The organism is Selenomonas sp., from assembly GCF_057272215.1.
Window position 1 is genome coordinate 1 of sequence record NZ_DBHIUY010000009.1, and the last position, 23,540, is coordinate 23,540.

Consider the following 23,540-nt stretch of genomic DNA (forward strand, 5'->3'; position numbering starts at 1 on the left):
GGAAGCGCCGCAAGGCGTGCAGCCGACCCGTACTAATATGCCGAGGGCTTGACTTGCAGGGGCGTCGGATTCGCAAAGCGAATCCGCGAACGCCCCGCGTGCGAAAACGTCCCAAGAACCAAGCGCAAAGCGCGCAGGTGATTGGCAGACGTTGACCGCTACTGACTGCCTCAAGGCAGGAAGAAGTGTGAGACGCGCGTATGTTTCGTCACCCTAAAATGTTCCGTTAAGTCTTCTGTATAGTTTTGAGGGCACACCTCAACAAAGAAATCCAGTGGCGATAGCTGAGTGGTTCCACCTGTTCCCATCCCGAACACAGTCGTTAAGCACTCATACGTCGAAAGTACTTGGTTGGAGACGACCTGGGAGGATAGAAAGCTGCTGGTTCAATTCAAAACGCCTGCTTATGCAGGCGTTTTTCTCTTATCTGAAATGAAGAGCGGAGAGCGTTGGAAGTCCTCGCCGCGTTTTGTGATTTGCGGAAGGCAAAGCCGTCGCATTTCTGTGGCATGAATGTCAAGTGCGAGCATGTTTTCCAAAGCCGTTCGCTTTTCTGGCGGATATTTTAACGCGGCGTCTTTCAAAAAATGACTGGTCTTGCTTATGAGAGGAAGCGAACTTTTCTGTTTGATTTCATGCAGCAAGCTTTTTCCTGCACGATTGCATGCGAGTATACGAGCATAGAGAGGTCCATTCTCATCAAATGCATGAATATCCTGTCGACGAAGGTGCAGCATGATGTGGAATATGAGCCGTTGGATTCGACTTTGCGGATGACGACGACTACGGCATTCATCGAGAAGTTCTTTCATGGTGCGGCAATGAGAAGCGGCGTGCAGCAGTCTGTTTTCAAAACCTTCATTTATACCATAGATTTTTTGTAAATTTTCCAGAGTATAATGTTCAAGCTGAGCAAGAAGCGGACGAAAAAGCAGATTGATTTCTGGTATAGCTTCTTCCGTATGCGCTTCGCATAAGGCTTCCATGCTGTTTGCTGGAAGAACTTTTGCAAGGAGGTTTCTTCGCGGTGCGGCGGTTTGGATTTCTCGGCGAATGGAACTTGCACTGGCATACGTGTCATGGAGTTCTTCGTCATGATAAGCGGCGCCGATTCTTGCCACTGCAAAAGGTTCGATCGGAGCGACGCAGCAGTTCAAGGCGCGCAGGTATTCTAAGGCAAGGATGTTGTTCGGTTGCTTGAGGAAAGCTTCGTTTATACCACTGCTTCGAGCAATGGCATGACTTAATGCAGCGGCATAGGAATGACCTTTTTGTACGTATGCATGGAGCAGTTTCTGCACATCGCTTCTCTTCGCTGAATCCGCTGCACATTGAAGCAAGGCGAGAGGGCTTTCTGCGCCGAAGGCAAGACCGTCAACGATACCCAAGCGCGAGAGCAGCGATACGCCTCCCTGTGCGAAATCCTGTGCGCTGCGCACGGCAAAGGCTGCCGGCAGTTCGAGCACGAGGTCGATGCCGCTCAAAACGGCGTGGCTTGCACGCTGCCATTTGTCGAGAATCGACGGGCAGCCGCGCTGTGTGAAACTGCCGCTCATCAATGCGACGATGCGGGCTTTGGGATATTTCGCGCGTATGGTTTCAATCTGGTAAATGTGCCCGTTATGAAAGGGATTATATTCGGCGATGATGCCGATGACATTCATGAAATCAACTCCTTGTATGGATGGTTCTCTTAGTGTACCATAGAATTGCATGTTGCAGATATTTTCAGGAGGCAATGGATGAAAAAAAAAGTAGCGGTAGCGATGAGCGGCGGGGTTGACAGCTCACTTTGTGCAGCTCTTTTGAAGCAGCAGGGCTATGATGTACTGGGGATAACCATGCGGCTTTCTGATGATAGCCGCGAAGTGTATGGCGTTTCTCGTGCGGCGGAAGATGCAAGACGAGTGGCAGATTTCCTTGGTATAGAGCATGTGATCGTAGATTTTCGTACACTTTTTTCTAATCGAGTTGTTGATTATTTTTTGACGGAGTATTTAGCAGCGCGTACGCCAAATCCTTGCGTGATTTGCAATAGATTTTTGAAATTCGGTGCGCTTTTTGCGTTTGCAAAGGAAAAAGGAGCCGATTTTCTTGCTACGGGACATTATGCCCGTGTAGAAAAAGAAGAGAACGGAGAATTTTCGTTGAGGAAAGGCTGTGATGAGACGAAAGATCAGTCGTATGTTCTCTATCGGCTGCCTCGTGAAAATTTGCCGCATATTCTTCTTCCACTTGGAATTTATCAAAAATCGGAAACGCGAACTATGGCAAGAAAACTTGCGCTTCCGGTGGCTGATAAAGCGGAAAGTCAAGAGATTTGCTTTGTACCGAATGATGACTATAAGGCATATCTGTCAAAACATCGGACAAATGGTTTTTCTCCAGGGGATATTGTTGATACCGGAGGAATGATTTTGGGACGACATAAGGGTCTGCCGTTTTATACCGTTGGGCAGCGAAAGGGACTGGGGATTGCTGCTGAACATCCGCTTTATGTCCTTGCGCTTGATGCGAAAAATAATCGTGTTATTGTGGGGAGAAATGAAGAGGTTTACGCTTCATCACTTTTCGCAAGAGATGTAAATTGGCTGATTGGCGAACCGACGCAGGAGATTTCCGTTTGTGCCAAAATACGTTATGGCAGTCGTGAGGCAAAAGCGTGTGTTCTGCCTTTGGCGAAGGGGAGTGTCAAAGTCTCTTTTTGTGAAAAACAGCGCGCGGTCACACCGGGACAGTCTGTCGTCTTTTATGAAGGGAATCGCCTTTTAGGCGGTGCAACGATTGAAGCGGAATGTAGGAAACATGGATAAATTTAATCACCTATCATAAAGATGCAGGGGATTCCTTGCGAAAAAACTTTGCTTGTTGCATAATAGGAGAGGGCTTTACAAATATATGAGGAGGGAGAATATATGTCAATACTTTCCAGAGAGCGGAAAGTTCGTTTGTTTTTTGCAGTAGTTTTACTGTTTGGGGCGCTCGTTGGATGCGGAGCATGGTATTTTTTTTATTATACAAAAACGCCGGAATACGGATTGGAAAAGATTCGAGATTCTTTTGAAAGACATGATTGGCAGACTTTTCAAGAGTATGTCGATGTGGAAACTTTGCTCGATAATTCTACGGAGCCTCTGATTCAGGCTATGATTGATACGGATCGCCCGATGTCCGGCGATGCGAAAGCTGCCATGAATGGGTTTGTTCAGATGTTTAGGGCGCCGCTGGCGTTGACTTTGCGCACGGAAGTGCAGTATTACATTGAGCATGGTGAATGGAAAAGCAGTACGACGGCATCGGAGAAGCAAGATCCGATGAGCCTCGATGTGGTTCTTACCCGAATTGGTCTTAAGGCAATACAGTTTCGCCATATTGATTACGTTGCAACGGATCGCGAGATGGGAACGGCACGTGCCGGCGTGCGCGTTTATCAGGCAGATGTTGGAGAAGAATTTACTTTTGAAGTGAAGCTTTCACAGCGTGAAAATGGCAGCTGGTGTGTGACGGAGATACAAAATCTTCACGACTTCATTGCGATGATTGCTAAAGCGCATGATGAGATATTGGCGGATTATCTTGTTAAGTCTCAGGCGATCATAGATCGTCATGGGAAATCTCTGTTGGAGATTGAGCAAGATTTTAGCCGTACGCTGCAAAATGGTTCGCTTGGCAGTGATGAAACGCGCGGAGCCTTGAAGTCTATCTTGCTGGAAAAGATGGTGGCGGATTGGACGCAGCGCAAGGAAGAGCTTGCCGCACTCACGGTGCCGTCGATGGCAGAGACCTTACACCACCTGCGCCTGCGCAGCTGTGATATGCGCATCGCTTATGCCTTGGGCTATGCGGCATGGATGGATGACAAGAAAGCAGCGACCATCCGCGATGCTCAGACGAAATTAAAGCAGGCGAAAACTTTGGAAAATGAAGCGGCAGCGCTTGCCCGACACATGTCGGGCGAGTCTAAGACTGCTTTGCAAATTCCGCAAAAACAAGCAGACAACGAAGTACAGGCAAGTATGCCGAGTTTGTGATAGGAGTAAAGGAAGCCGTCGCCAAGGAAGACTTCTTTAAGAGTTGGGGGCAAAGAATGAAACAAGAATCGACGCTGTCTGTTCAGAAGCTGACAAAGATGGCGCTCTGCATAGCGCTTTGCTGCGTCGCGGCATATATCTCCATACCGCTGCCTTTTACGACAGTGATGATTACGGCTTTGACACTTGTCATGAATCTGACCGCATTTATTTTAGGACCGAGAGAGACTTTTGTGGTTCTTTTCGGGTATACGCTTCTCGGGTGCATCGGGTTGCCGGTTTTTGTCGGCGGCACAGCGGGCGTTGGAAAACTTTTCGGTCCCACAGGCGGATTTATCCTTGTTTTTATCATAGCGTATCCCATCGTCAGTTGGCTCAAGGGCAAGGAAAATTCTTTCAAGCGATTCATCCTTGCAGCTGTCTTTGTTGGCATACCGCTCACTTATATCGGCGGTTTGACCTCTATGATGCTCCTGATGGATATAAATCTTTGGCAGGCTCTCATCATGGCAGTTTTCCCATTTATTCCGGGGGATGTTTTGAAGGCTGTTTTGGCAGCCTTTTTGGGCGTGAAACTCAACAAGCTATTCCGGCAGTAAGAACGGAGTGCTTCTGTAGCCATCAATATTTCATGGAAATTCCCATACAAATATGATAAAATATACGAGATTGAGAAGCGGAGAATGTGCAAGTTTCTACGACTGGATTTTAGAAATTGCGGATAAATATTTTGCTTCTTTATTATGAAATTGTGAGGTTTTACTTTTGATGACATTTGATTCAAGTACAGAGACGGTAGCTGTCCTTTACGATATTGAGAATGCACCTTTTGAAATGCTTGATTTTACTTTGGGGAAAGCGCAAAAATTCTTTCCTTGCCGCATGATCGTAGTTTCGGATTGGGAAAAACATCCGGAGCAAAGGCGTTGGAACCGTTTGATGGCGCGCAAAGGTTTGACCTTTCGGCAAATTGATCGGAAGATTGACGGTAAAAACTCGCTCGATTACGCTTTGTTTGACATGGCAAAAATCTTGCGTGACGAAGGCGTACGCCGGTTTCTCATCGTGACAACGGATTCAGATTTCGTGACGATTGCTCAAATGCTGCGTGAGAGCGATACGCCGTGTCATATTATTGGCGTGGGAACGGAGCAGGCAAGTCAATCGCTGCGCGATGCTTATGATGAATTTTATTGCTATCCGCCGGTGAAAAAGAAAAAGGCGAAGGCTGAAAAGAAAGAAGAGACGACAGAAAAGGAGAAAATTGTAAGCAAGGCTGAAAAGAAGCAACAAAAAAAGCAATCGAAGCAAAATCAAGAGAATGTGGCAAAAGAACATCTTATGCCGCTTGCCATTGCAGAAAAAAATATTTTACAGGTGCGCCTGCCGAAGTCGCTTTTTGATAAATTGCAGAAGAGGAAGCGTCATGAAAATGTTGACATGGATCAGCTTGTGACATATCTCTTGATGCGCGGTTTGAGCGAGTGATGGAGAACGGACGATGAGAAAACAAGAAGAAAAGGTTTTGCTCTATCAATTCTCCGATGAAACGGTGCTTGCGATCAAATCGGTTCTAAGCAAACTGGGCATCCACACCGTTGTTTTAGAGCAGGATTCATGGCGCCAGCGAATTGGCTTCTTACTGGCTCTCAAAGGCTTCAGCCAAAGTACGGCAGAAGAAGCGGCATGGTCGTTTCCTCATGAAACGGCGGTTTTTCATAATATTAAGGGCAAGCGTCTCGATCAGGTTTTGCAGGCGTTAAAGGATGGCGGAATTGCACATGTGCGCTTCAAGGCTGTGACGACACCCTTCAATTTGTATTGGACACTTGGGCGTTTGTGCAAAACTATGGATAAAGAGCATGCCTATATGATGGAAAGGGATAAGAAGCCGCAATGAGGTATGATGATCTCGATCGGACGCGTGTGCTTGTACGCGATAAAAATGTATCTGCGGGAAACCGCCTTGATGATACGCAGGAATTGCCGTCGTTGTCTCACGATGCTGCGCCTGTTTTCCCGCGAAAGAGAAATGTGCGTGAGCTTCCGCCGCGTTCACCGCAATATACAGGCTCTGACCATGCTGCAAATATCATGGACAGGCGGCAAAAAAGAACCCTTTGGGTTTTTGCGTTTGCCGCTTGCTTCTTGTTGGCTCTGTTTTGCGGCATCTTGTTGTCCCAGACGTTTCGCGATCATGAGCAAATACTGGCAGACAGCCGAAAGGAAGCGCAGCAGATGGAGATGCGCCAGCAGGAACTTGCTGCACGCGAAGATTCTCTTAAAAAGCAGCGCGACAGTATTGCGGAGCAAAAACGCACGTTGGAAGAACGAGAACTGGAGCTTGAGCGAAAAGCGCAGCGCGCCGCAGGCCGCACGGAGCGCATTGAGCAGGAAAAGAGCAAGGGTTCTGTTGTCGGTGACTGGATGGATAAGGTCACGGGTAAGGAGAAGGAGCGAAAAGAGGCGGATGCGAAAAACGCTGCTGAGATTCAGCAGACGAATTTGGACATCGCTTCTGTCCAACAATCGATCCGGGATGCGCAAGTCATTCTCGACGAGGTGGATAACCAACTGGATAATGTCAATGAAATGAAGGATCAAGCAGATCGCTTGAAGACTGCTGCACAAGATACATACATGAAAAATGAAGGGATACTCACGAATATTCTTCAATATATGAGTGAAGGCGTTGACTTGCTGCGTCAAATTCTTCGTTAAACTGCATGTTGTGCGATGGAAAAGGAGAATGAACGTGAAGAAAATTATTGCTTTGCTGTTTTTGCCGTTGTTTTTCCTTGCAGCCGGCTGTGGAGGAGGAAAACAAGAGCTTAGTACATTAAAGATCGGACTTATGCCGGATACGGATTCCGTTCCTTTCATCATAGCGCAGGAAAAAGGTTATTTTAAAGAAGAGGGATTGAATGTAGAGCTTCATCCATTTAAGAGTGCTATGGATCGGGATTCTGCTTTGCAAAGCGGTAATCTTGACGGCGCCGTTTCAGATATGCTCGCTGTCGCTTTTGCTAAAACGGGTGGTTTCGATGTCAAAGTGACTTCCATGACGGACGGCAGCTACAAACTGATTGCAGCCCCGGGGATGAAGCCGCCGACCGTCAAAGCGCTCGCGGGCAGGGAAGTTGCAGTTTCCCGCAATACGATCATTGAATATGTAACGGATCATATCCTTGAAAGCAACGCGATGACGGGCGACGATATTGCAAAGGTTATCATTCCGCAGATACCGACTCGCCTTGAGCTGCTGCAAAGCGGCAACTTGGCAGCAGCGACTTTGCCGGAGCCGATGGCGAGCATTGCTGTCCATAACGGATGCCAATTCATCACAGGTTCTGATGAACTCGGCATCAACCCCGGCGTCATTCTTTTTACAGGAAAAAGTACAAAGGAGAAAGAGGCGGAAATCAAGGCGATGTATCGAGCCTACAATAAGGCAGTGGCGTATCTCAACAGCACTGCGAGAAGTGAATATATCGATCTCGTTGTGGAGAAGGGAGGCTTTCCGCCGGCAGCAAAGGACGCTTTGACGCTGCCGGTCTATCATGAAGCCGGACTGCCGAAGCAAAGCGATGTTGCGGACTGCATGGCATGGCTCAAACACAAAGCGCTGATCGAAGAGACGTATGACTATGCCGACCTTGTGGTTGATTTTCTTCGCCCATGATTGATCTGCAGCACCTTTCTTATGCCTATACCGTTGATAAAAAATGTGTGCAGGTACTGCGCGACATCAATTTGCATGTTCCTCAAGGTGTTGTTTGTGCAGTCATTGGAGCTTCCGGCTGCGGCAAATCAACGCTTTTGAAAATTATCGCGGGCATATTGCAAGGGTATGAGGGACGAGCCTTGCTCGCCGGAACGCCTGTATCTCCCGCACAACAGCGCATTGGTTTCATGCCGCAGAACTATGGGCTTTTGCCGTGGAAAACCGTGCGTGAAAATATCGAATTGGGTATAAAGATACGTCATGAAAAACCACGGGAACAAGATACCATTTCCTTGATGCAGCGTTTGGGAATTCATACATTCAGCGAACGATATCCGCATGAGCTTTCCGGCGGACAACAGCAGCGCGTGGGTTTGGCACGCGCCTTTTTGCTGCGCCCGGATGTGCTTTTGATGGATGAGCCTTTCTCTGCGCTGGATGCCATCACGCGTGAGGAGATGCAGGAAGTGTTCCTTTCCCTTTGGAAGGAGCAGCATGTGACCACCATTCTCGTCACACATTATGTAGAAGAAGCGCTATACCTTGGACAAAAAATTGTCATGCTTACACGCACGCCTGGACATATTGCTGAAATACTGGATAATCCGCTTTTTGCCAGCGGTGACATTCGCGAGGATGCGGCGTTTTTCCATATGAGCCGCCATTTGCGCACGATGATTAAGAAGAATTGGAGCATAACATGAAACATACCCTTTTCACTTACGTTGGTGCTGCGGCGATCCTTTTCTTCCTTTGGCAGATGGTCTCTTTGGCTCTTGATTTGCCCATAGTGCCAAGCCCCTATAAGGTTCTTCTTTGTTTACATCAGATATTTTCTTCTACGCTTGCTGTTCATACGTTTTTTAGCTTGGGCAGAATTGCCGCCGGGCTTTTTTTTGCTGTATGCATCGGCTATCCCTTTGGCATATTCATGGGATATACCAATATCGCAGATCGTATGTTTGCGCCATTCGTCTACCTTTTATATCCTGTGCCTAAGATCGCACTTTTGCCGATTTTCATGCTTCTTGCAGGAGTGGGGGAAATCTCTAAGATTTTAATGATCTTTCTCATCATTGTTTTTCAAGTTGTCATCGCCGTGCGTGATGCGGTGCGGTCGATTCCTCAAGAAACATATATTCCGCTCTTGTCCCTTGGCGCTTCTCCGTTTGCCATTTTTCATCATATTCTGTGGCCGGCATCGTTGCCCAAATTTATCACTGCTGTGCGTGTAGCTATGGCAACGGCAATTTCCGTTTTGTTTTTTACGGAAACCTTTGGCTCTCAGCATGGTCTGGGGTGTTTCATCATGGACGCATGGCTGCGTGTCAATTATTTGGAAATGTATGCAGGGATTGTTGTTCTTAGTCTGCTCGGTCTTTCTCTTTTTTCCCTTCTTGACTTGCTTGAAGCACGGTTCTGTCGCTGGCAATATAAATAAGTCTTTTTGGTGCATGCAAAGGTCTAAGGTCCTAAAATTTGAAAAATTATCCATAAAGAGTGACAAGGTACGTCAATTGTTGTATAATTAAAGAAGATTAAAAGGACATTTAGCGTATGATGGGAATGAGTAGGATATGCCGATCAAAAATACCATGGAAGAGTTCGTCAAGCATAATCTTGATACGATTTTGCGTATGTATCCCGATTGCTGTTCCTGCGACAAGTGCAGGGAAGACATCATGGCGCTTGCGCTGAATCATCTTCCCCCGAAATATGTATCAACAGACAAGGGCGATTTATTTGCCAGAATATCTTCGATGGATCCTGTAGATAAAGCTTTTATCAGTCAAGAGATTGCCAAAGCTATACAGATCGTTCATGAAGTGCCGCGTCACTAGAAGTAACGGGTTGAAATTCTCTCAAAGAAAGAGCGATGTTGCTTGAAGCAACATCGCTCTTTCTTTGAGAGAATTTTTTAAGGAATACGGATGGATGGGGGGCGATCCGATTTTGCTGTCATCGTTTGTTTTGTTTGATGGGTTACAAGAATTTTATCAATACGGGCACGATCCATATCGACGATTTCAAAGGTAAAAGCGTCCCATTGACAACGCTCCGTCTCCTTGGGAATATAGCCGAAGTATGAGGTCAAAAAACCTCCCATTGTTTGAAAATGTGCTTTATCTTCATCGGGCAGGGGCATGTCAATATCAAATTTTTCCTTAAAGTCGTCGATGGAAAAGAGACCGTCCATATACCAAGAATCTTTGCCGCGAGGGATCATCTGCGGTGTGTCAAGCTCGTCGATGTTGAACGATTCGCCGATGATTTCGCTCATGATGTCTGTCAGTGTAAGAAAACCGATGACGCCGCCATACTCGTCGAGTACGACTGCCTCATGAAGTCCGGTTTCACGGAATTTTTCAAGCACGCGAAATGTTTCCATCGAGCGCGGCACGAACATGGGTTGACGCACAAGGGAAGTTAAGTCAAGGCTCTTTTTGTCAAGGCTTGCATTGAGAAGATCTTTGGCATAGAGTACGCCGCAGAAATCATCCAGATTGTCACGACCGACGGGTATGACTGTATCCGGCTTTTCCTTAATCAGCTGCAGATTATGCTCTAAGGAGTCCTCAAGATCGATCCAAAACATCTGTGTGCGCGGCGTCATCAAGGCATAAGCCGTTTGGTCGCTCATGTGGAAAATGTTGTCCACCATAGCTTGTTCCGCTTTTTCAAAGGTCCCGTCTTCCGTCCCTTGCTCGATGAGATCTTTAACCTCATCTTCGGTAACCGTATCCGGCATATTGGGATTGATCCCTAAAAAAAGAAGAACGAAATTGGCTGAACCGGAAAGAAATGAAACGGCAGGTCGTGTAATGTACGCAAGGAGATGCAGCCAACGATGGAAGCGGCACAAATATTTTTCGGGATTTTGCCAGGCGATCTTCTTGGGCAGAAATTCGCCCATGAGGAGGCTGAAATAAGCGATGAAAACTGTACTTAAGGCGAGTGCTGCGGTATGGGAATAAGGAAAGAAATGCAGCATTTTTGCTAAGAGGGGAGCGATCACACTGCCGATCGTGATACCAAGGAGTATGCTTGTGAGTGTGATGCCGATCTGCACGACGGGCAGGATTTTCTCCGGCATATCAAGAATTTTCAAAGCGGACACGGCGTCTTCGTTTCCGTCATCGGCAAGTTTTTCCAAACGACTTTTATGACTTTCTAAGATGGCAGTTTCAACTAAGGCAAAGAAACTGCTTGCTGCTACAAGAAGAACGATCGCGATGATGAATAGTGGTAACTCTGGGTTATCCAAGAGAGGGCACATCCTTTTCTGCATGATGGGATAGGTTTTGCATCGGGGTATTTGGGAAATCACGGATAATTCTGCACCGATTTGGATGCGTTCATTTTATCCGTGTTTCCTTTGATGAAACATGCGACACGCCTATTATAACACAATGCGGCAAATACTGCATGAAGATCGCTGCATGAAAATCTTGTGGCAGGAATAATGGAATGAATAACGAATGGTATAGAGGAGTTACAGATATTGCAGTCGAAGGAGCGAAAATAAACGATGGGATTTTCCAAAGTGAAGTTCATCATAGCAGCAGTATTGACGGTTGTTTTGACAGCAATTATCGGGGGAGGCTTGGCTTATCATGCTTCTTGCCGTGGACGCATCCTTTACGGTGTGCAGAGCGATGGACATTCTCTCTTTGGTATGACGCAGCAGGAGGCGGAGCATTATTTCGAACAGCTTGGGCAGAGAAAGCTCTCCGGGCATACGATTTCTCTGCGCAGTAACGGAAATGTATGGAAGCTACAGCCGCAGGAGTTCTCTGTAAAGCCTTTGGCGAAAGCTACGGCAGAGCAGGCATATAATGCCGGACGTACGGGCACCGTTATGCAGCAGATTGCAGAACAGATCAAGAATGCCGTATATGGCTGCAACATTCCCTTTACGGCAAGTTACGATGAAGGTTTGCTGCAGCAAAAGATCGAGAGCATAGCGGAGGATGTGCTTGTGCAGCCGGTCAATGCGGCGTGTGAGATCGATGCCAACGGGGTCATTCATCATGTTCAGGGAAAGTCGGGAAAGATGCTGGATGTCCCGGCTGCAGTGCAGGCAGTGGGGCAGCCGCTCAGGGAGATGCAGTCGGCGATCATTGAACTGCCCATAGCGGAAAATCCGCCTTTTGTCGGTACGGATGACGTTAAAAATGTCAATGCTGTACTCGCAAGTTATACGACGTATTATCGTCACGGCGCCCGCGGGGATAACATTGCTTTGGCGGCACAGCAGCTCAACGGGGTTTTGATTCGCAGCGGGGCAAGTTTTTCTTTTAATGAGATCGTGGGAACACGCACGGCAAATGCCGGCTATAAGTATGCTGCCGTCCTCATCAACGGGAAGTCTGTGCCAGGCATTGGCGGCGGCGTCTGCCAAGTCAGTTCCACGCTCTATAATGCGATCCTTTTGGCGGGACTTAATCCTACGGAGCGGTTTTCTCATTTTATTCCTTCTTCGTATTGTCCGCCGGGGCTTGATGCTACGGTGGCGGATGATTTGATTGATTTTCGGTTCATGAATCCATTGCCGCATAGTGTTTATATTTTGGCGAATGCGGATGGCAAAAAGGTTACCGTGCAAGTGCTTGGCACGCAGGCGGATCTTCAGGGAAAACAGATTTCTGTGGAAACGGTTGGATCGAGCAAAAAGCCGTCGGTTTATCGCATCTACCGCGCGAATGGTCAGGTTGTCGAGCGGGAATATTTACATACGGATTCCTATTCATGACCTTTTATCTATGGAAACATAAGGGAAAGAGATGCCTATGGAACAGAAAAAGATCATCGTAGGAGCGACAGGGGCAAGCGGCTTGCCGCTCTTGCTTGAATGCTTGAAACTCATTCGAGCGGCTGAGGGATTTTCCTCCGCTTTGATGATGACACACGGCGCAGAACTTACGCTCAAACATGAGATGGCGATGGAAAGAGCGGATGCCGCAGAACTTGCTGATGAAATATTTGCCATTGATGAAATCGGCGCAGGGCCTGCCAGTGGTTCGTATCGCGCTGTGGGGATGCTCGTCGTGCCCTGCTCGATGAAGACGCTCGCCGGCATATACTGCGGCTATGCAGACAATCTGCTGCTGCGTTCCGCTGATGTGATGCTCAAGGAGAAGCGTCCTCTCGTTCTTGCCGTCCGTGAATCGCCGTTGAGTCCCATACATCTGCGCAACATGCAAGAGCTTGCGCTTTTGCCGACGGTTCATATTGTGCCGCCCATGCTGGTGTTTTACAACAAGCCGAAGTCTCTCGAAGAGATGATGCAGCAGATCGCTGCAAGGCTGCTCGCCCCCTTCGGACTTATGGCTGAAGAATATCGTCCTTGGCAAGGTCTTTGAAGAAATGCTACAGAGGAGTGAAGCAAAATGAAGTTGACCTTTCTGGGCGCTGCCCATACGGTTACCGGCTCCTGCTATTTGTTGGAGAGCGAGGATCGAAAAATTTTGGTGGATTGCGGCATGTTCCAAGGCGGTCGCCGCATACGGGAGCTGAATTATAAAGAATTTTGTTTCAATCCGGCAGAAATTGACTGTGTTGTTTTGACGCACGCGCATATCGACCATTGCGGGCTTGTGCCGAAACTTTATCGCGAGGGTTTCAAAGGGAATGTCTATGCGACGAAGGTGACGTGTGAATTGGCGCATATCATGCTGCCGGATTCTGCGCATATTCAAGAGCATGATTCTGAAGTTCTGAACCGCAAGAGTCAGCGAAGCGGTGATCTGCTGATTCAGCCGCTCTACACGATGGATGATGCAGAAGCGTCGCTTAAGCATTTCATACCGAAGTCATACAATGAGCTTTTCCGTGTGGAAAGCAACATCGAAGTGCGCTTTCGTGATGCCGGGCATATCATAGGATCCGCCATTGTAGAAATGTATGTGGAGGAAAATGGCGAGAGAACAAAGCTCGTATTTTCCGGTGATTTGGGACAGCCCGATCAGCCTATTATCAAGGATCCGACGATCATTGATGGGGCGGATTACCTGCTGCTCGAATCGACATACGGGGATCGTCTGCATCAAGTCTATGACAAGGAAACGACGCTCCTCGAAGCTGTGCAGGATACGATGGAGCGCGGCGGCAATCTCATCATTCCGGCGTTTGCGGTCGGACGCACACAGACGCTGCTCTATTACTTCTATAAGCTATGGAAAGACGGATTGATGGAAGATGTGCCGATCATCCTTGACAGTCCTATGGCGATTGCTGCAACGCGCGTATTTATGGAAAATATGCAGGAGTTTGATGAGACGACTATTGAGCTTTTGGACAAGAACGGCGGCGGGCTGCCGCAAATGCCACAGCTTCGTATCTGCAAAACCGCAGAAGAATCACGCGCATTGAATTCAGAGGCGAGTTCTGCCATCATCATTTCGGCAAGCGGCATGGCGGATGCCGGACGGATTCTTCATCATCTCAAGCACAATCTCTGGCGGCCTGAATCGACGATTCTCTTCGTCGGCTATCAGGCTGAGGGCAGCTTGGGACGCCGGCTCCTTGATGGTGTGAAGCGTGTCAAGGTCATGGGCGAGGAAATTGCAGTCAAAGCGAATATTCAGATGCTGGAAGGCTTTTCTGCCCATGCGGACATGCATCAAATCCTCGACTGGTTTGCACCGATCCAAGATCCGAATCCTGCGCGTGTATTCATCGTTCATGGCGAGCCGTCCGCCTCGGAGTCGCTTGCCGAGCAAATTGAAAAGCGATTCAAGACAAAGACGTACATCCCTTTCTTTGGCGATTCTATTCTCATGACGGGACGCAGCCATGAGATTCATGAATCTCATCTGCCGGAAGTCTCCGTCGAGAAGGAGATGGAGGATTTCCTGCGTACGGTCGATTCAACGTATCGCCAGCAAAGGAGACGTCTCTTGCAGTATGTCGTGCGCAATCCGCAGCAGATGGAAGTCGTCATACGCACGGTGCAGAAGGGCTGGAACTATATGAAGAAGCTGTTTGCTACCTTCAATGTCTGAGGAGTTTTCATTGACAGCCGGAAATACATGTGGTAAGATTCGAAACAGATAAAGTACATAGAGATGTGCCTTTGAAATTGGTCCTGTGAGGCTGATAAAGGGAGCCGTAAAGGTGTGGGCTTGAAGAGCCGCATCCTTGCCATGCACAAAAGCTTTCTTATGCCTTGCATAAGAAAGCTTTTTTCTCTTCTGGGCAAGCATTGAGGGAGTGAGTCGCTTGAACAAAAATCCTGTTTCTCTACGTGGCAAAAACATTTTGGGTCTGGAGGATTTCTCACCGGAGGAAATCCAGCTCGTTCTTGACTCTGCCAAGGGCATGAAGAATGTGATCCACAGGGATATCAAGAAGCTTCCAACGCTGCGGGGAAAGTCTATCGTCACATTGTTTTATGAGCCGAGTACGAGAACGCGCTCTTCTTTTGAGCTTGCCGGAAAGTATCTTGGCGCTGATGTCGTAAATATCACCGCAGGGACGAGCAGCATCGTCAAGGGCGAGAGTCTGCGCGATACGCTGCTGACGGTTGAAGCGATGGGAGTCGATGCCATTGTCATGCGTCACAAGGCGGAAGGTGCGGCAGCTTATGCAGCGCAGGTCGTATCCCCTGTGATCGTCAATGCGGGGGACGGCGCACATGCACATCCATCCCAAGGGCTTCTGGACTTATTTACGATCTTACAATACAAAAAGACGTTGCGTGGCTTGAAGGTCGCTATCATCGGCGATATCTTGCACAGCCGCGTGGCTCGCTCGGATATATGGGGTATGCGCAAGATGGGAATGGAAGTGCATTTGGCGGGGCCAAGGACGCTGCTGCCGCGCTTTCTGGAGGAAGAGCCGGGCGTATTTGTACATGACTGTATCGAAGACGCTGTCTGCGACGCCGATGTCATCAATGTGCTGCGCATACAGCTGGAGCGGCAAAAGGCGGGATTGTTTCCATCCATGCGCGAATACGCCCGCATTTTTAGCTTGAGCGAGGAGCGTTTGAAGCTGGCGAAAGATGATGTGCTCGTGCTGCACCCGGGACCGATGAACAAAGGGCTGGAAATCTCGCCGCGCGTAGCGTACAGCAGCAATTCCGCCATACAGGAGCAGGTGCAGAACGGCGTGGCAGTTCGCATGGCGCTCTTGGCATTGGTCTTGATTGGAGGAAAGCAAAATGAAACAGATCTTTAAGGGCGGTCGCGTCGTAGATCCGAAAAACGGTGTGGATGAAAAGGCGGATATTCTCGTGGAAAACGGCGTCGTCCGAGAGGTCGCGTCCCATATTATGGATGAAAACGCAGAAATCATCGACGTCAGCGGCAAGGTAATCGTCCCGGGACTCATTGATATGCACACACACTTGCGCGAACCGGGACAAGAGGCGAAGGAAGATTTCCTCTCCGGCTCGCAAGCGGCGGCGGCAGGCGGCTTTACAACCGTCGCCACGATGCCGAATACAAGCCCTGTGGTTGATACCGTCGCTTTGGTGCGCAGCTTGCAGGCGCGCGCTGAGGAAGTCGGCATCGTCCATATCGAAATCATCGGCGCGCTGACGAAAGGGCAGAAAGGCGAGGAACTTGCAGAGATCGGCGATATGAGTTTGGCAGGCGCTGTGGCATTTTCCGATGATGGGCATTATGTGAAGTCCGCCAAGATCATGATGAACGGCATGGATTATCTGAGAAATTTTGATAAAATTATCATCGACCACGATGAAGAATTGTCGCTTATTGAAGAAGGCGTTATGAATGAAGGGCATCGGAGCGCTATGCTCGGCATGAAGGGGCGGCCTACCGTGGCGGAGGATATTGCCGTGGCGCGTGATATTTTGCTCGCGGAATATGTCGATGCGCCTGTCCATGTCGCGCATATCAGCTCGGCACGCGCGGCAGACCTTGTGCGTGAGGGAAAGCGGCGCGGCGTGAAAGTTACGGCAGAGGTTACGCCGCATCATCTCATCTTAACGGACGACTGCGTGCAGCTTACGGATTCTTCCACCAAGGTTAATCCGCCGCTGCGCGGGCAGAAGGATGCTGATGCTATGTTGGAGGCGCTGAAGGACGGCACCATCGACATCATCGTTTCCGACCATTCGCCGCACGCTGCAGAGGAAAAAGACCGCGAATACATGTATGCGCCGAGCGGCTTTCCGGGACTTGAGACGACCTTGGGGCTTCTTTTGACGGAGCTTTACCACAAAGGCAAGATGGATTTGCCCGCGCTCATTGCCAAGATGACCTCTGCGCCGGCCGCACTCTTCCATCTGAATGCAGGCAGTTTGGAAGCAGGTATGCCGGCAGATATTACGGTCATCGACCTCGATAAGGAATGGGTCGTAGATGCCGAACAGTTTTATACGCGCGGCACACACTCGCCATACGTCGGCTATCGTTTGAAGGGCAAGGCTGTGATGACGGTGGTCGATGGCCGCATTGTGATGCGCGATGGAAAAGTCCTTGCGAGAGAAGAGGAGAATGTCGGATGAAAGGAACATTGGTCTTAGAAGATGGCAGCGCTTTCTCCGGCGAATTGCTCGATGAAGCGAAAGCCTTTGGCGAGGTCGTATTCAACACGGGAATGACAGGCTATCAGGAAGTTTTGACGGATCCGTCGTATTGCAGCCAGATCGTGATTTTGACGTATCCGATGATCGGCAACTACGGCGTGGCAAAAAACTTCATGGAATCAAGGAAATCCTTTGTCAACGGATTCATTATAGCCGAGCTTTGTGACGTCGGCAGCAACTGGCAGTCGGAAGGGGAGCTGCCGGCTTTTCTGCGAGAGCAGAATGTTCCCTGCCTGTACGGCGTAGATACGCGTGCCGTGACGCGTCACATTCGCTCTGTCGGCACGATGAAAGGCGTCATCGTGCCGGAAGGTGTATCGAAGGAAGCGATGGATCGACTGCTCGCGCAGTCTCTGCAAAAAGATGTTGTAGCGACTGTGACGACGAAAGAACCCTATCGGTGGGAAGTAGAGTGCGCAGATGCACCGCATATCGTCGTCATGGATTTCGGCATCAAGCAGAACATTCTGCGCTCCTTGCATGAATTCGGCTTTCGTCTTACGGTTGTGCCGGCGCATACGTCGGCGGAAGAAATCCTTGCGCAAAATCCCGACGGCATTTTTCTCTCCAACGGTCCAGGCGATCCGCAGGATGTTCCCGATATCATCGCCGAAGTAAAGAAACTCATCGGCAAGAAACCGTTGTTTGGCATTTGCTTAGGACATCAGCTGTTTGCTCTCGCTATGGGAGCAAATACATATAAGCTGAAATTCGGTCATCGCGGCTCGAATCAGCCCGTCAAAAATTTGGCGATGAACCGCGTGCATATTTCGTCGCAGAATCATGGATTTGCCGTTGAAGAAGCTTCTCTAAAGGGGCTGCCTCTTGAAGTCACGCATCGTGCCGTCAATGATGATACGATTGAAGGACTGCGCCATACGGAGCTTCCGATTTTCACCGTGCAGTATCACCCCGAAGCCTCGCCGGGACCAGAGGACAATCGCTATTTGTTCGAACAGTTCCGCTCGATGCTCAAGGAGGCGAAATAGATATGCCGAAGAAAGATTATTTGAAAAAGGTCATGGTTATCGGCTCGGGGCCGATCATCATCGGACAGGCGGCAGAATTTGACTATGCCGGTTCGCAGGCGTGCCGTTCTTTGAAAGAAGAGGGTCTGGAAGTCGTCCTCGTCAACAGCAATCCGGCGACGATCATGACGGATACACATATTGCTGACCGCGTTTACATCGAGCCTTTGACCGTGGAGTTTCTTGAGGAAATTATCGCGAAGGAAATGCCGGACGGGCTTCTTGCAACACTTGGCGGGCAGGCGGGCTTGAATCTTGCCGTAAAGCTGTCGGAAAAGGGCGTCTTGGAGAAGTATCATGTGGAGCTTCTCGGGACGAGTCTTGAGGCGATCAAAAAGGCGGAAGATCGCGAGCTTTTTAAGGAAACGATGCAAAAACTCGGCGAGCCGATCCCAGAGAGTACGATTGTCGATGATGTGGAATCCGCCGTCGGCTTTGCCAACGAAATAGGCTATCCGCTGATCGTGCGCCCCGCCTATACGATGGGCGGCACGGGCGGCGGCATCGCCGAGAACGAAGAAGAACTCATTGAAACGGTCATCAAGGGACTCAAGTACAGCATGATCGGGCAGGTGCTGATCGAGCGCAGTGTTGCCGGCTGGAAGGAAATCGAGTACGAGGTCATGCGCGACGGCAACGATAACTGCATCACGGTCTGCAACATGGAAAACTTCGATCCCGTGGGCGTCCATACAGGCGACAGCATCGTTGTCGCGCCTTCGCAGACGCTTTCCGATCACGACTATCAAATGCTGCGCAGCGCATCTTTGCGTATCATTCGCGAGTTAAACATCGAGGGCGGCTGCAACGCGCAGTACGCGCTCGATCCGAACAGCAATCGCTACTATGTCATCGAAGTCAATCCGCGCGTCAGCCGCTCATCCGCCTTGGCTTCGAAAGCGACGGGCTATCCCATCGCGAAAGTTTCGGCGAAGATCGCCATAGGCTATTCCCTCGATGAAATTACAAACGCCGTGACGCAGAAAACGAAAGCATGTTTTGAACCGTCGATTGACTATTGTGTCGTCAAGTTCCCGCGCTGGCCGTTCGATAAATTCGTCTTTGCAGACCATACGCTTGGCACGCAGATGAAAGCGACGGGCGAAGTCATGTCCATCGACCGCAACTTTGAAGGCGCGATCTTGAAAGCGGTCCGCTCCTTGGAAATCGGCGTGAAGCGTCTCTATATGCCGGAAATGGACGATTGGAGTGATGAAAAGCTCAAAAGATCGTTGGAAAAGATCAACGATGAGCGAATCTTTGCGATTGCCGAAGCATTTCGCCGAGGAATTGCCGATGTAGATGAGGTCTATGACCTTACGAAAATCGACCGTTGGTTTCTGCGCAAGATCAAGCGCATCGCCTCCGTGGAAATTCGGCTCATGCAGGAGGAAGTCACGCCCAAACATCTCATCGAAGCGAAAAAAATCGGTCTTTCCGACGCCTCGATTGCCGAGCTGTCCGGCAGGACGATGAATGAGATCCGCACGATGCGCAAGGCGATGAAACTCCTGCCGTGTTACAAGATGGTCGATACATGCGCTGCAGAATTTGAAGCGATGACGCCATATTACTACTCCACATTCAACGCGCAGGAAGATGAGGTGGAAACGGGCACACAAAAACGCAAGATCATTGTACTCGGCTCGGGTCCCATCCGCATCGGACAGGGCGTCGAGTTCGACTATTGCTCGGTTCACTCGGTTTGGGCGCTGCGCGAAATGGGCTATGAGGCCATCATCATCAACAACAACCCCGAAACGGTCAGCACGGATTTCGACATATCGGACCGACTGTATTTCGAGCCGCTGACGGTCGAGGATGTGTTGAATATCGTCGATAAGGAGCAGCCGGAGGGCGTCATCGTGCAGTTTGGCGGACAGACCGCCATCAATTTGGCGTCGTCGCTGCAAAAGGCAGGCGTGCATGTTTTCGGTACATCGGTAGACGATATTGATCGTGCGGAAGATCGCGAGCGTTTCGAAGAGGTGCTGCGTCAGACGCATATTCCTTGCCCCAAGGGCATCAGCGTCACCGATGTAGAAGCCGCCGTCGAAGGCGCTGCGGAGATCGGCTATCCCGTCATGGTGCGTCCGTCGTACGTCCTTGGCGGCAGAGCTATGGAAATCGTTTACAAAGAAGAGGAACTGCGCGATTATCTGAATCGTGCCGTCAAGGTCACGCCCGATCATCCCGTGCTCGTCGATCGCTACATGCAGGGGACAGAGGTCGAAGTCGATGGTATCTGCGACGGCGTGACGGTCGTCATTCCGGGCATCATGGAGCATATCGAGCGTGCCGGCGTTCACTCGGGCGACAGCATCGCCGTTTATCCGCCGCAGACGCTTCCGGCGCGTGTGCTTTATACCATCATCGACTATACGAAGCGCCTTGCCTTGAATCTTCATGTCAAAGGAATGCTCAACATTCAATACGTCGTCGTCAATGACGAAGTCTATGTCATCGAAGTCAATCCGAGATCGAGCCGTACGGTACCTTTCTTGAGCAAGGTCACCGATGTCAAGATGGTCAATCTTGCGACGCGGGCGGCGATGGGGCAGTCCTTGGAAAAGATGGGATACTTCTCTGGACTTGTGCCGCCGAAGCCCTATGTCGCCGTCAAAGCCCCTGTGTTCTCGTTCGCCAAGATGCAGGACGTCGATATCTCCCTGGGTCCGGAAATGAAGTCTACGGGCGAGGTCATGGGCATCGACTACCACTACGCGCGGGCGCTTTACAAGGCAATTGCAGGTGCGGGTATGAACATGCCGAAGAACGGCCGCATCTTATTCACCGTAGCGGATAAAGATAAAGAGGAACTAAAGCAGCTTGCCAAAGCCTTTTATGAACTTGGCTTCCAAATTGCCGCGACGGAAGGTACAGCGCGCGCGATACAGTCTATGGGCATCGACTCAGACATCGTGGGCAAAGTGCATGAACGCAGCACAGATATCATCCAGATGATTAAGACAGGGCAGATACAAATGGTCGTCAACACGCTGACGCAGGGCAAGGGTTCTGCGCGTGACGGCTTCAAGATTCGCCGCGCGACGGTGGAGCACGGCATCGTCTGCCTGACCTCGCTGGATACAGCTTGGGAGGTATTGCGCGTCCTGTCCTTCATGCAGCAGCGCCGTTTGGTCTATGCGTTGGCTCTGCAGGACTATGTCGGCGGCGGCGACGATCTCGCCTGACGGGCTTGTTGGCGTCAAGATTTCATAGCGCTTAAAAAGCATAATGAAATCTAAGGCTCCGCCGGCGCCCTAACGGGCTTGTCGGAGTCAAGATTTCATAGCGCTTAGAAAGCATAATGAAATCTAAGACTCCGTCGGCGCCCTAACGGGCTTGTCGGAGTCAAGATTTCATAATATAATAAAACGAAATGGGGAAGCGGATGCTGAATGGGGGTTGGTGGCATTGAAGAGCATGACGGGATTTGGCGCGGCAGGGCAAGAGAATGAAGATTACAAAGTTCATGTGGAAGTGAAGTCGGTCAATCAGCGCTATTTGGATATATCGTTTTCCATGCCGCGTGCGCTCAATGTCTTTGAGAATGACATGCGCAATGTCATCAAAAAGTACTCGGCGCGCGGCAAGGTCGATGTGAACATCGTTTTTCATGACAAGCGTGAAAAGGAAGCGACGATTGTCGTGGACAAGAACTTGGCATATGCCTACCAGACGGCTCTCTATGAGCTTGGCGATTTCCTGCATTTGACACCGCCTGCCGATGTATGTAAAATAGCCTTGTATCCCGATGTGCTGCGTGTACACGAGGAAAGCCGCGATGTTTTGGACAGCCGCGAGATCCTGTTTGCTTCCTTGGAGAGCGCTTTAGAACATTTTTCTGCGATGCGTAAGAAGGAAGGCGAACATACGCGCCGCGATTTCGAACCGCGCCTTGATTTCCTCGCTGAATCGGTCGAAAAGCTCTCAGGTTTTGAGCCGGAAATCGTCGAGCGATATCGTGCGCATCTGATGTCTGTCCTTGGCGAGATGCTCAAAGGGCAGGGCGTCGATGAAATGCGCATCATGCAGGAAACGGTGCTGTATGCTGACCGCATCAGCTACAACGAAGAAGTCGTGCGTCTCAAGAGCCACATCGCCCAATTTCGGGAGACGATTGAAGAAGAAGCGACGCCCATCGGCAGAAAGCTCGACTTTTTGATTCAAGAGATCAATCGCGAGACGAATACGATCGGCGCCAAGGCGAATTTCACCCAAGCGGCGAAGATCGTCGTTGAGATCAAAAGTGAAGTCGAGAAGCTGCGTGAACAAGTGCAGAACATCGAGTGAAGCGAGGGATGCAGTATGGACATCAAGCTCATCAACATCGGGTTCGGCAACATCGTTTCGGCGAATCGCGTCGTGGCGATCGTCAGTCCCGAGTCGGCGCCGATCAAGCGTATCATACAGGAGGCACGCGAAGGCGGCAGGCTCATCGATGCCACTTACGGCAGGCGCACGCGAGCCGTCGTCGTCATGGACAGCGATCATGTGATTCTTTCCGCTGTGCAGCCGGAGACTGTGGCGCACCGCGTGCTTGAGCCCGATGCGCCGGATGCAAAAGGAAAAGAGGACGGCAAATGAGAAAAGGACTTTTAGTCGTTGTTTCCGGTCCATCGGGCGCCGGAAAAGGTACGATTTGTCATGCGCTTTTGGAAAAAGAGCCGCATCTCGCCTACTCTGTCTCTGCTACGACGAGAAAGCCGCGTGCAGGAGAGATCGAGGGGGAAAGCTATTACTTTCTTTCGGTTGAAGCGTTTGAAGAAATGATCGAAAAGGATGCTCTTCTTGAATGGGCGAAAGTGTATGACAACTACTACGGAACCCCCTTGAAGAAAGTGGAGGAAAAACTCGCAGCGGGCGAGGACATCCTGCTTGAAATCGACACGCAGGGCGCGATGAAGGTGCGCGAAAAGTTTCCCGAAGGTGTATTTATCTTCATTTTACCGCCGTCGCTCGCCGAACTTGAAAGGCGCATTCGCGGACGCGATACGGAGACGGAAGAGGTTTTGCAAAAACGTCTCAAGGCGGCGGTTGAGGAAATCGAAGTGGGGCGGCTTTATAAGTATGTCGTCATCAACGATGAGGTGAAGCGTGCGGTTGCTGCCGTACGTGCCGTCTTAGCGGCGGAGAAGCGTCTTGTCGTGCGCAATGAGGAACTTTTTGACGAGATGGAAAAGGGAAGGGAAGAGTAA

General features: G+C 49.9%; 22 protein-coding genes and 1 rRNA gene. 21 read left to right on the plus strand and 2 right to left on the minus strand.

Annotated elements, in window-relative coordinates; all coding sequences use genetic code 11:
• Positions 1–270: 270 nt before the first annotated feature.
• Positions 271–387, plus strand: a 5S ribosomal RNA gene (gene rrf, locus ACO5Z0_RS08735).
• A 17-nt stretch (positions 388–404) separates the two neighbouring features.
• On the opposite strand, the gene ACO5Z0_RS08740 is transcribed toward rrf, so the two are convergent.
• Positions 405–1,664, minus strand: coding sequence for a tRNA(Met) cytidine acetate ligase (locus tag ACO5Z0_RS08740; protein WP_485649980.1), 1,260 nt, complete (start codon positions 1,662–1,664; stop codon positions 405–407).
• A 78-nt stretch (positions 1,665–1,742) separates the two neighbouring features.
• On the opposite strand from ACO5Z0_RS08740, the gene mnmA reads away from it, so the two are divergent.
• The 10 genes from mnmA to ACO5Z0_RS08790 all read left to right on the plus strand — a co-directional run bounded on the left by mnmA (position 1,743) and on the right by ACO5Z0_RS08790 (position 9,596).
• On the plus strand, positions 1,743–2,813 hold the full coding sequence (gene mnmA, locus ACO5Z0_RS08745; RefSeq protein WP_485649981.1) for a tRNA 2-thiouridine(34) synthase MnmA: 1,071 nt from the start codon (positions 1,743–1,745) through the stop codon (positions 2,811–2,813).
• Positions 2,814–2,915: 102 nt separating this feature from the next.
• Complete coding sequence (locus ACO5Z0_RS08750) at positions 2,916–4,031, plus strand: hypothetical protein (protein ID WP_485649982.1); 1,116 nt, start codon at positions 2,916–2,918, stop codon at positions 4,029–4,031.
• 56 nt (positions 4,032–4,087) lie between these two features.
• Positions 4,088–4,630 carry a biotin transporter BioY gene (locus ACO5Z0_RS08755; RefSeq protein ID WP_485649983.1) on the plus strand — a complete coding sequence of 181 codons (543 nt, stop codon included), beginning with the start codon at positions 4,088–4,090 and terminating at the stop codon, positions 4,628–4,630.
• A gap of 169 nt (positions 4,631–4,799) precedes the next feature.
• Positions 4,800–5,519, plus strand: coding sequence for an NYN domain-containing protein (locus tag ACO5Z0_RS08760; protein WP_485650068.1), 720 nt, complete (start codon positions 4,800–4,802; stop codon positions 5,517–5,519).
• 13 nt (positions 5,520–5,532) lie between these two features.
• Entirely contained in the window at positions 5,533–5,931 is a 399-nt protein-coding gene (locus ACO5Z0_RS08765) for a DUF3783 domain-containing protein (RefSeq protein WP_485649984.1), read from the plus strand.
• The gene (locus ACO5Z0_RS08770; protein WP_485649985.1) at positions 5,928–6,752 is read left to right on the plus strand and encodes a hypothetical protein; all 825 of its coding nucleotides are present in this window, start codon (positions 5,928–5,930) and stop codon (positions 6,750–6,752) included. Before ACO5Z0_RS08765 ends, ACO5Z0_RS08770 begins: the two co-directional genes overlap by 4 nt.
• A 34-nt stretch (positions 6,753–6,786) precedes the next feature.
• Positions 6,787–7,713, plus strand: coding sequence for an ABC transporter substrate-binding protein (locus ACO5Z0_RS08775; RefSeq protein ID WP_485649986.1), 927 nt, complete (start codon positions 6,787–6,789; stop codon positions 7,711–7,713).
• Positions 7,710–8,459, plus strand: coding sequence for an ABC transporter ATP-binding protein (locus tag ACO5Z0_RS08780; protein ID WP_485649987.1), 750 nt, complete (start codon positions 7,710–7,712; stop codon positions 8,457–8,459). Before ACO5Z0_RS08775 ends, ACO5Z0_RS08780 begins: the two co-directional genes overlap by 4 nt.
• Complete coding sequence (locus ACO5Z0_RS08785; RefSeq protein WP_485649988.1) at positions 8,456–9,196, plus strand: ABC transporter permease; 741 nt, start codon at positions 8,456–8,458, stop codon at positions 9,194–9,196. Before ACO5Z0_RS08780 ends, ACO5Z0_RS08785 begins: the two co-directional genes overlap by 4 nt.
• 136 nt (positions 9,197–9,332) lie before the next feature.
• Entirely contained in the window at positions 9,333–9,596 is a 264-nt protein-coding gene (locus ACO5Z0_RS08790) for a late competence development ComFB family protein (protein WP_442672636.1), read from the plus strand.
• 77 nt (positions 9,597–9,673) lie between these two features.
• On the opposite strand, the gene ACO5Z0_RS08795 is transcribed toward ACO5Z0_RS08790, so the two are convergent.
• Positions 9,674–11,020, minus strand: coding sequence for a hemolysin family protein (locus ACO5Z0_RS08795; protein ID WP_485649989.1), 1,347 nt, complete (start codon positions 11,018–11,020; stop codon positions 9,674–9,676).
• A 264-nt stretch (positions 11,021–11,284) separates the two neighbouring features.
• On the opposite strand from ACO5Z0_RS08795, the gene ACO5Z0_RS08800 reads away from it, so the two are divergent.
• The 10 genes from ACO5Z0_RS08800 to gmk all read left to right on the plus strand — a co-directional run bounded on the left by ACO5Z0_RS08800 (position 11,285) and on the right by gmk (position 23,540).
• Positions 11,285–12,508, plus strand: a complete 1,224-nt coding sequence (locus ACO5Z0_RS08800; RefSeq protein WP_485649990.1) for a VanW family protein — start codon at positions 11,285–11,287, stop codon at positions 12,506–12,508.
• A 37-nt stretch (positions 12,509–12,545) separates the two neighbouring features.
• Complete coding sequence (locus ACO5Z0_RS08805) at positions 12,546–13,118, plus strand: UbiX family flavin prenyltransferase (protein ID WP_442672639.1); 573 nt, start codon at positions 12,546–12,548, stop codon at positions 13,116–13,118.
• 27 nt (positions 13,119–13,145) lie between these two features.
• Positions 13,146–14,759, plus strand: a complete 1,614-nt coding sequence (locus ACO5Z0_RS08810; protein ID WP_442672640.1) for an MBL fold metallo-hydrolase — start codon at positions 13,146–13,148, stop codon at positions 14,757–14,759.
• 217 nt (positions 14,760–14,976) lie between these two features.
• Positions 14,977–15,936, plus strand: coding sequence for an aspartate carbamoyltransferase catalytic subunit (locus tag ACO5Z0_RS08815; RefSeq protein WP_485649991.1), 960 nt, complete (start codon positions 14,977–14,979; stop codon positions 15,934–15,936).
• Positions 15,920–17,230 carry a dihydroorotase gene (locus tag ACO5Z0_RS08820; RefSeq protein WP_485649992.1) on the plus strand — a complete coding sequence of 437 codons (1,311 nt, stop codon included), beginning with the start codon at positions 15,920–15,922 and terminating at the stop codon, positions 17,228–17,230. The genes ACO5Z0_RS08815 and ACO5Z0_RS08820 overlap by 17 nt, the downstream gene beginning before the upstream one ends.
• Entirely contained in the window at positions 17,227–18,300 is a 1,074-nt protein-coding gene (gene carA / locus ACO5Z0_RS08825; RefSeq protein WP_485649993.1) for a glutamine-hydrolyzing carbamoyl-phosphate synthase small subunit, read from the plus strand. Before ACO5Z0_RS08820 ends, carA begins: the two co-directional genes overlap by 4 nt.
• A gap of 2 nt (positions 18,301–18,302) precedes the next feature.
• Positions 18,303–21,533 (plus strand): carbamoyl-phosphate synthase large subunit, encoded by a 3,231-nt coding sequence (carB, locus tag ACO5Z0_RS08830; RefSeq protein ID WP_485649994.1) that lies wholly within the window; start codon positions 18,303–18,305, stop codon positions 21,531–21,533.
• Between the two features lie 217 nt (positions 21,534–21,750).
• On the plus strand, positions 21,751–22,635 hold the full coding sequence (locus tag ACO5Z0_RS08835) for a YicC/YloC family endoribonuclease (protein WP_485650069.1): 885 nt from the start codon (positions 21,751–21,753) through the stop codon (positions 22,633–22,635).
• Between the two features lie 15 nt (positions 22,636–22,650).
• Positions 22,651–22,929, plus strand: a complete 279-nt coding sequence (gene remA, locus ACO5Z0_RS08840) for an extracellular matrix/biofilm regulator RemA (protein WP_442672646.1) — start codon at positions 22,651–22,653, stop codon at positions 22,927–22,929.
• A complete protein-coding gene (gene gmk / locus ACO5Z0_RS08845; RefSeq protein WP_442672647.1) occupies positions 22,926–23,540 on the plus strand; it encodes a guanylate kinase in 615 nt (204 codons plus the stop codon). The genes remA and gmk overlap by 4 nt, the downstream gene beginning before the upstream one ends.